Consider the following 7,042-nt stretch of genomic DNA (forward strand, 5'->3'; position numbering starts at 1 on the left):
TCTCCTCCAGGGATGAGCGCCGTCACACCCAGCGCAGGATGTCGTCGGCGCGCCTGAGCTCGGTCTGTGCAGGTACGCCGGCCAGCGCCGGAACCCGTAGGCGGGGGTACACGGTGACCCCGCAGAATCGTGATCCCGGCCAGAGCACGGCGCCGTCGCCGATGGCCGAGAACTGCTCCAGCCGCAGTGGCCTGGCGCGCTCCGAGAGCACTTGGGCCATGGGGCCTATGTAGGTGTCGCTGATGTCGGCCCAGGAGCCGACCACTGCCGACTCCCCGACCGCCGAGCGGGTGAGGGTGGCCCCTTCACGGATCTCTGCTCCGTCGCCGACGTCCGTGTTCTCCAGGCGCACCCCGGGACCGATCTCGACGTCCCGGCCGATCCGGACGCCGGGACCGATGACGATCGAGCCGTCCTCGAGCTTCTGGGCCAGGGTGGTGCCGGTGACGTCGTCCTTCGTCTGCAGGCTGCTCTTGTGGATCCAGCCGCGCGGATCCGTCCGGTCGGGAGCCGCCATCAGACGGTTCATCTGTTCGTACGCGCCGTTGAGTACGAGCTGGACCGTTTGGAGGTAGTCCGGCACGTTGCCCATGTCGCCCAGGCGCCCGATGGTGTGGGTGGCCACCGGTACGCCTCGTTCGACGAGGTGGGGCAGGAGATCGCCACCCCAGTCGAGGCGCTGGTGGGACTGCCGGAAGAGCTCCGGCTCGCGGGCGAGCATCCGCAGCCGGCCACAGTCCACCAGGTACATCCCCGCGTTGGTCGCCAGGGTCGCGGTCGGATCGTCGGCCGTTCGCGGGAAGAGCGCACGCAGTTCCCCGATGCCGGGCTTCTCCACGAAGCCCTGGACCAGGCCGCGTTCATCGGTCCGCATGACGCCGTACTTGCCGGCGATCTCCGCAGCGGTGCGGGCCACGGACGCGACCGTGACCACCGCGCCCTCGGCGCTGTGTGTCGCCTCCAGCGCCGCCAGGTCGAAGTCGAAGAGCGAGTCGACGGGCAGGACCAGCGCACGGCCCTGCAGGTCCCACTGCTCCAGGTTGTGCAGCGTGGCACCGGCCGACCCCACGTTGTACCGGTCGAACCGGGAGCGCGAGTACGTGATGTCGACCCCGAAGCGCTCGCCGTGACCCAGCAGAAGCTTGATCTGGTTGCGGTTCTCGAGGCCGTGGGTCACGACGTAGAACCGACGCACGCCCTGCGCCCGGCAGGCGTCCATCATCCACTCGACCAGGCGTCGTCCGACGAACGGGATGAGCGCCTTGCTTCTGATGTAGTCCGAGGATTTCAGAGTGATCGGTTTGGCCCGTTCGCCCCTGCCACCGGCCAGAATGATGCCAACTGTTTCCTCGTCACGACTCACGCCCACTGCCCCGCCCCCCGAGAATGTGAATGTTGCGTCCTATTCCAATTTCCGGTTCACCGGGCCGCCGTGCCACTCCGCGCCGACGCACCAGTTCTCGTCGTCGTCGGATTCCGCAGGAGAAGCGGACACCCCGTGAACCGATATGACCGAAACCGGCTCCCGCTGCATTTCCGTCCTTTCCGTCGGACGGAAATGGCACCGCGCCTTTCCGCCTCAAGCAGCATGACTCGTAAAAGGCTGAAATCCACGGAAGGGTAGGCTCGGGATCGCGCATTGCAGGAAGCAGCAAGGGGGAAAAGTGTGTAGGGATGCGGACATAAGCCCACAACCGAACGTCGTACCTCTGTGCGAGCGAGGGCTGGATTGCTACCGCCGCACGCTGGCCGAAGGCCTCACGTCCACCGAAGTCCCGGACTGCCTCATCGAGTTGGGCCTGATGCGACGACAGGACGAAACGGGCAACCGCTGGGTCGCCGTACCGCCCGACATCGCGTCCCACGACCTCACCCGCCCGTTGGAACGCGCCATCCTGACCCAGCAGCACACGGTGGCGGGCATCTACGACGCGCTGTCCGCGGCCGAGGACGTGTACCGCACCCAACAGCGCACCTCGGCCGCGTCCGTACGTCTGTTGCACGGTGCTGATGTCATCTACGCGGCGCTCGAAAGGGCCTCGGAGGCCTGCCGCGAAGAGCTTCTGACAGCCCATCCCGGCGGGGCCCGTGACCCCGATGCCCTGGGCAAGACCCTCCCTCGCACACTGCGGCTGAACAGCCGTGGCGTACGGCAGCGCACGCTCTATCAGCACTCGGTGCGCACGCACGGCCCGACGCTCGCCTACATCGAGCGGGTGACGAGCGCCGGCGCCCAGGTGCGCACCCTCGACGAGGTCGTCAGCCGGTTCATCGTCTACGACCGCTCCATCGCCTTCATCCCGGACCCCCGCTACGACCAGCAGACGACCGCGTTGGCCGTTGAACATCCGGCCCTCATCCATTACTTCGTCACGGTCTTCGACCACGCCTGGCAGCGCGCCGAGCCGGTCACCATCGCCCAGGACCACAGCAGGCCCCCGCTGTTGACCGACGAGACCCGCCGGGCCGTGCTGCAGCTCATGATCAAAGGGCACACGGACGCGGGAATAGGCAAGCGCCTCGGCATCAGCAGCAGGACCGTGTCCCACCACATCAAGAAGGCGTCGGACATGGTGGGAAGCCGCAGCCGGGCCCATCTCGCCTTTCTGCTGGCCCGGTCCGATCTTCTGGAGCCCCCGCGCGGCGACTGATCCGGAAGCCGGCCCTGCCCGGAGCGGTCGTGTTCGACCGCCCCGGCACACCCTCATTGCCGCAGCCCCTTGACCGTCGAGAGCACCTGGTCGACGTCGGCGGCGAGTTCACCGCTCATCGACACCTCCAGGACGTGGCAGCCGAGCATCAGCCGGCTCAGCCGCTCCTGTACTCCGTCAGGCCCTCGCTGCCCGCCGAGCACCACGAACCGGTCGTAGCGACGGACCAGTTCACCCGCCGCCGCGGCCAGATGGCTGTCGTCGAGGTACACCAGGTGCGCGTGCCCGGCGCCGGAGGACCGCTCCCGGACCGCCAGCGCGAGCCGGGTGGCGTCCTCACCGACCGAGACGATGCAGACCTGCGCGTCCTCGTGCGGCCCCGCGTCCTCGGTGATGTCCCAGACGACCGAGGGGATGTCTCCGTCACCGGCCCCCGCCCAGTCCGCTGCCACGTCGGCGGGTGCCCCTGCGCCGATGCGGATGTGGTACGGCCGCCCCGAACGTGCCGCACCCCGCACCACCGCCCTGATCTCGTGGACGCCGCTCGGCGCCGCGATCTGCACGCGTGGCGTGCGCAGCAGCCCTGCTGGATCGACGAGGGTATCCGGCACCACCACCGACGCGCCCGCCTGCAGATACGCGAGAGTCAGCCGAGGCAGCCGAGCCGCTCCGATGTGCGTGCCCAGCCCGCACACGAACACCCTGAACCCGGCGCCGGTCAGCCCTTCCACCATGCTCACCATGGCGCTCTCCACGCTGCCCAGCTGGAAGAACCGGTCCGGGTGGGCCGTCTCGAACGGATGCCGGGCGCCGCTCGGCAGAGCCTCCACACACACCACCCGGCCGTCCTCGGCCCCGATCTTTGCCAGTTCCTCGCGGTAGATGTCCTCCGCGAGGATCGCTGGAGCTTCCATGGCGAAAACCTCTTTCAGGGAAGAAATAGAACGCTCTCTTTGTTCTTTTGGCAAAGAACTGCCCGTACGCCCGTCCGGACGAACCGCCACAGCCGTTCTAAGAGGTCATACGCCCTCGGTGACGATGCCGCGCCACACGAACGGCAACAGCCGCGACAAGGTACTTCCCGCACCGAGCCCCTCCGCCACGGGGGAGTCGCGGTACACCTCGACCGCAGTGAGGAGATACACCACCAGGTCCGCCGCCGCGACGGGGCGGGCGTCCTGATGCAGCTCTCCCGCCCCGTCCGCCTCCCGCAACAGCCGGCGAAGTGCAGGAACCCAGGCTCGATGCCAGCCCGGCACCGCCTCCGGCCGCTCACGCTCCAGCAGCGCCGCCGCTCTCACGATCACGCTCTCGTCGAGCAGATCGGCAAGGCACTGCAGCAGAGCAATCGCGGCCCCCAGCGGAGAAGAGTGATCCGCCGACACGCCCGCGGTCCGCTCACGAGTGATGGCCGACGCCTCCCGCACGACGCCTTCGGCGAGGGCGCGCTTGGTGGAGAAGTGAAAGGTCAAGGCACCCATGGAGACCTTGGCCGACGCGCTGATCGCGGACAGAGTGGATCCGTCGTAGCCGTTCGCGTCCATATCGGCGGCGGCAGCGGCGATCAACGCCTCGCGCGTGCGTGTGGCTCGACTCTGAGTCGCCATGCACCCGCACCTCCCAAGACCCGGCACTGTTCGACCCTTACCTGAAGGACGATAGCCGGGCCACAGCCCGAAAGCAAAGCGATCGTTCTATTTATTTTTGCCGATCTTCGTCGACCACTGGGCGAGCGAGGAGCGTGGGGGTTGCGGTAACCCGGCACGGCCGCGACACGTGTGACGGGCACACCTCCGCCGAGGTGCTTCAAGAGGTGCTGCAAGGAGTGCAGGACACAAGCACGTTGCCATCCCGCCGCCTGCACGGCCGCGTTCAAGAAGCTCCTCGGCCGACCGCCAACGGCCTACCGGGGCCCCGACATTCCTGACACATAGGTACGTCGCCACCGGTCGGCGTCCGGTTCCGGAGTACGGAACGGCCACGGGACGGCCTGGCCGGGGTGGGCCGCGAACGTCGTGGAGATCCCGACGACGTGATTCAGGCCGCGGGCCCGGACAGCGCACAGGGCCCGAACCGGCCGGCCGGGTGCGGCTGGGTGCTTCAGTCGGCGAGTTGAGCACCTGGGACGGCACCTCTTGTGCTCCTGCGCCGGGTATCGCTGTGCCGTCGAGGCTCCGTGTCAGCGCGGGGTGAGGACGCAGAACTCGTTGCCCTCCGGGTCGGCCAGGACTGTCCATGGCACGTCGCCCTGGCCGAGGTCGACGTCGGTGGCGCCGAGAGCCCGCAGCCGGTCCGCCTCCGCCGCTTGATCGTCGCCGGGGTACGGGCAGAGGTCGAGATGGGTGCGGTTCTTCACGGTCTTCGCGTCGGGTGTGCGGAGGAACTCCAGATACGGGCCGACACCCTTGGCGGAGCGCAGCACCGCCTGATCGTCGGTCACCTCGTGCAGGGTCCAGTCCATCGCCTCGCCCCAGAACCGGGCCGAACAGAGATCGACTCGCTCGCCAACCACAGTGCTCGACCCACGAACTGAAGTGCGCGGTCACATCGGGCCCGAGCCGTGACACACATCGAGCCGGGGTGTCATCCGGCGTGCGTATCCCCGTCCCCACGCCGGCCCCCACGCCCGTGCTCGGTGAGAACCTCATGGATCACGTGTCGTGCGATGGCTGCCATGACCGGGTTCGTGTCCCGGTAGTACCGCAGTTCGCTGAGCGCGGTCGACAACGCCCAGCCACGGCCTCGCGCCCAGGCCCCGTCATCGGCCCCCAGAGCAGCGCGGAAGACTCCACGCGCCTCGGCCGGCAGCACGTACCACGCCGCGATCAGGTCGACGGCAGGATCACCCAGACCCAGGCACCCGAAGTCGATGACAGCGCTGAGCCGCCCCTCGACCACCAGCAGATTCCCCGGTTGCAGGTCCGAGTGGATCCAGACCTTCGGGCCGGGCCGTACGGACCCCTGGAGGCCTGCCTCCCACACGGCGGTCGCCGCGTCGGTGTCGACGATCTCGTGCAGCTCCGCGATCGCGCCGCGCGTCGAGGCATCCCGCGTCGCCAACGGCTCGCTGCGAAAGGAAGGAGATCCGTCCGCGGGATCGATCCGGTGCAACGCAGCACAGAATTCCGCCAAGTCCTGTGCCAGCAAGCCGGGTTCCGCGATACGCCCGACAGCCGGATTGACGCCCTCGATCCAGCAGTAGACGGACCAGTGCCAGGGATAGCCCTCAGCGGGCATTCCCTTGCCCAGCGGCAGAGGAACGGCAACGGGAAGCTGCGGGGCAAGCCACGGCAGCCACCGGTGCTCCTTCTCCACATCGCTGGCAGCCCCGGCGATACGGGGGAGCCGCACGACCATGTCCGCCCCGAGCCGGTACATGGCATTGGATGTACCGGCGGAATCGACAAGCGTGACGGGAAGGCCCGCCCACTGCGGAAACTGCGCAGCGATCAGCCGACGCACCAGAGGAACATCGATGTCGAACTCCTCGGCATGCATCGTGCCCGTACGCATGAGGACCTTCCTGGACTGGACGACTCGGTACACCCTGCTTTCCGGGTCGAAATCGACGCATGGGCTGTCGCGCCCGGCTGACGGGTACTGGACCTCATCCCCTGACTGTGGCAGGACAGGCTGTGGTCCCGCTGAATCCGGCGGGACCACAATCATCGCACTTTGACCAGCTGGGCGGCGACCCAACGCGGCATAGCCCGGTCATGGCGCAGCCTTGAGTTGAGGGGGCACGCTCCACACGTACCGTCTTGCCGGGCTGTTAGCGGGCGGCACGCGGCCACTTTGGGAAGTGCGTACGGGCCCTGCGTACATCGTTCCCCTCAACGGGAACGATGTACGCACCGCTCACAGCAGGCGGCGCCCAGCACGCACTTCGTTCTGCTCCTCCAGAACGCTTCGATAGCACCCGCGATACCGACGTCACGCCCTGTACCGCGATGACGTGGGAAACGCCCATCGGATCCGGAGATTTCCCCTGGAGGGGAACCCGCCACGCCGAACTCGCCCTAAAACAGCACATGATCATTTCCCCCCTAGGGGAAAGGTGCGTTCTGATTGATACTCAAGTAGCCCTCAGCGATACATCACATGGCCCCTGAACTGCGGCGATGCCTAATTGCTCTATATGCATCCATCCCGCCGTCGATCAGTGCAGCCTCGTCCCCAGATCGTGTTCCAACGTCTTGCGCCCATGCCACTACCAGTTGGGCGAGCGCATCGCTGGCGCCGGTTAGCGGATTTGAGCAGTCGTCACGCTTCTGGTCGGGGTTGTACAGGTTGACTGAGCAGGCTGACGGTTGCTTTCGCCGAGCAGGTCGAGGCCTGTGGCTACTTTTGGTCATGGACAGGCCTCAGGTTGATTGAATGCTGTTCAGTTC

At 67.4% G+C, this 7,042-nt stretch carries 5 protein-coding genes and 1 pseudogene; 1 reads left to right on the plus strand and 5 read right to left on the minus strand.

What is annotated here, in order from left to right:
• Positions 1 to 22: 22 nt before the first annotated feature.
• Positions 23 to 1,363, minus strand: a complete 1,341-nt coding sequence (locus OG709_RS35570; protein WP_266646682.1) for an NDP-sugar synthase — start codon at positions 1,361 to 1,363, stop codon at positions 23 to 25.
• A gap of 439 nt (positions 1,364 to 1,802) precedes the next feature.
• Between OG709_RS35570 and OG709_RS35575 the strand changes: the two genes are divergently transcribed.
• Positions 1,803 to 2,651: a helix-turn-helix domain-containing protein gene (locus tag OG709_RS35575; protein WP_250306236.1), complete on the plus strand. Its 849-nt coding sequence runs from the start codon at positions 1,803 to 1,805 to the stop codon at positions 2,649 to 2,651.
• Between the two features lie 53 nt (positions 2,652 to 2,704).
• Here OG709_RS35575 and OG709_RS35580 read toward each other — a convergent pair whose 3' ends face one another.
• The 4 genes and pseudogenes from OG709_RS35580 to OG709_RS35595 form a co-directional block, all read right to left on the minus strand.
• Positions 2,705 to 3,565 (minus strand): transketolase, encoded by an 861-nt coding sequence (locus OG709_RS35580; protein ID WP_329169368.1) that lies wholly within the window; start codon positions 3,563 to 3,565, stop codon positions 2,705 to 2,707.
• 105 nt (positions 3,566 to 3,670) lie between these two features.
• On the minus strand, positions 3,671 to 4,258 hold the full coding sequence (locus tag OG709_RS35585) for a TetR/AcrR family transcriptional regulator (RefSeq protein ID WP_250306238.1): 588 nt from the start codon (positions 4,256 to 4,258) through the stop codon (positions 3,671 to 3,673).
• Between the two features lie 572 nt (positions 4,259 to 4,830).
• Positions 4,831 to 5,133, minus strand: a pseudogene (locus tag OG709_RS35590) (VOC family protein); the annotation flags it as partial.
• A gap of 101 nt (positions 5,134 to 5,234) precedes the next feature.
• Positions 5,235 to 6,164 carry an aminoglycoside phosphotransferase family protein gene (locus OG709_RS35595; protein ID WP_326695808.1) on the minus strand — a complete coding sequence of 310 codons (930 nt, stop codon included), beginning with the start codon at positions 6,162 to 6,164 and terminating at the stop codon, positions 5,235 to 5,237.
• Positions 6,165 to 7,042: the final 878 nt, after the last annotated feature.

The organism is Streptomyces sp. NBC_01267 (genome assembly GCF_036241575.1).
Lineage (GTDB): Bacteria > Actinomycetota > Actinomycetes > Streptomycetales > Streptomycetaceae > Streptomyces.

Bases quoted from the DNA above. Each gene is read 5' to 3' on its own strand.
- OG709_RS35575 (WP_250306236.1), top strand. From the start codon at position 1,803: ATGCGACGACAGGACGAAACGGGCAACCGCTGGGTCGCCGTACCGCCC.
- OG709_RS35580 (WP_329169368.1), bottom strand. From the start codon at position 3,565: ATGGAAGCTCCAGCGATCCTCGCGGAGGACATCTACCGCGAGGAACTG.
- OG709_RS35585 (WP_250306238.1), bottom strand. From the start codon at position 4,258: ATGGCGACTCAGAGTCGAGCCACACGCACGCGCGAGGCGTTGATCGCC.
- OG709_RS35595 (WP_326695808.1), bottom strand. From the start codon at position 6,164: ATGCGTACGGGCACGATGCATGCCGAGGAGTTCGACATCGATGTTCCT.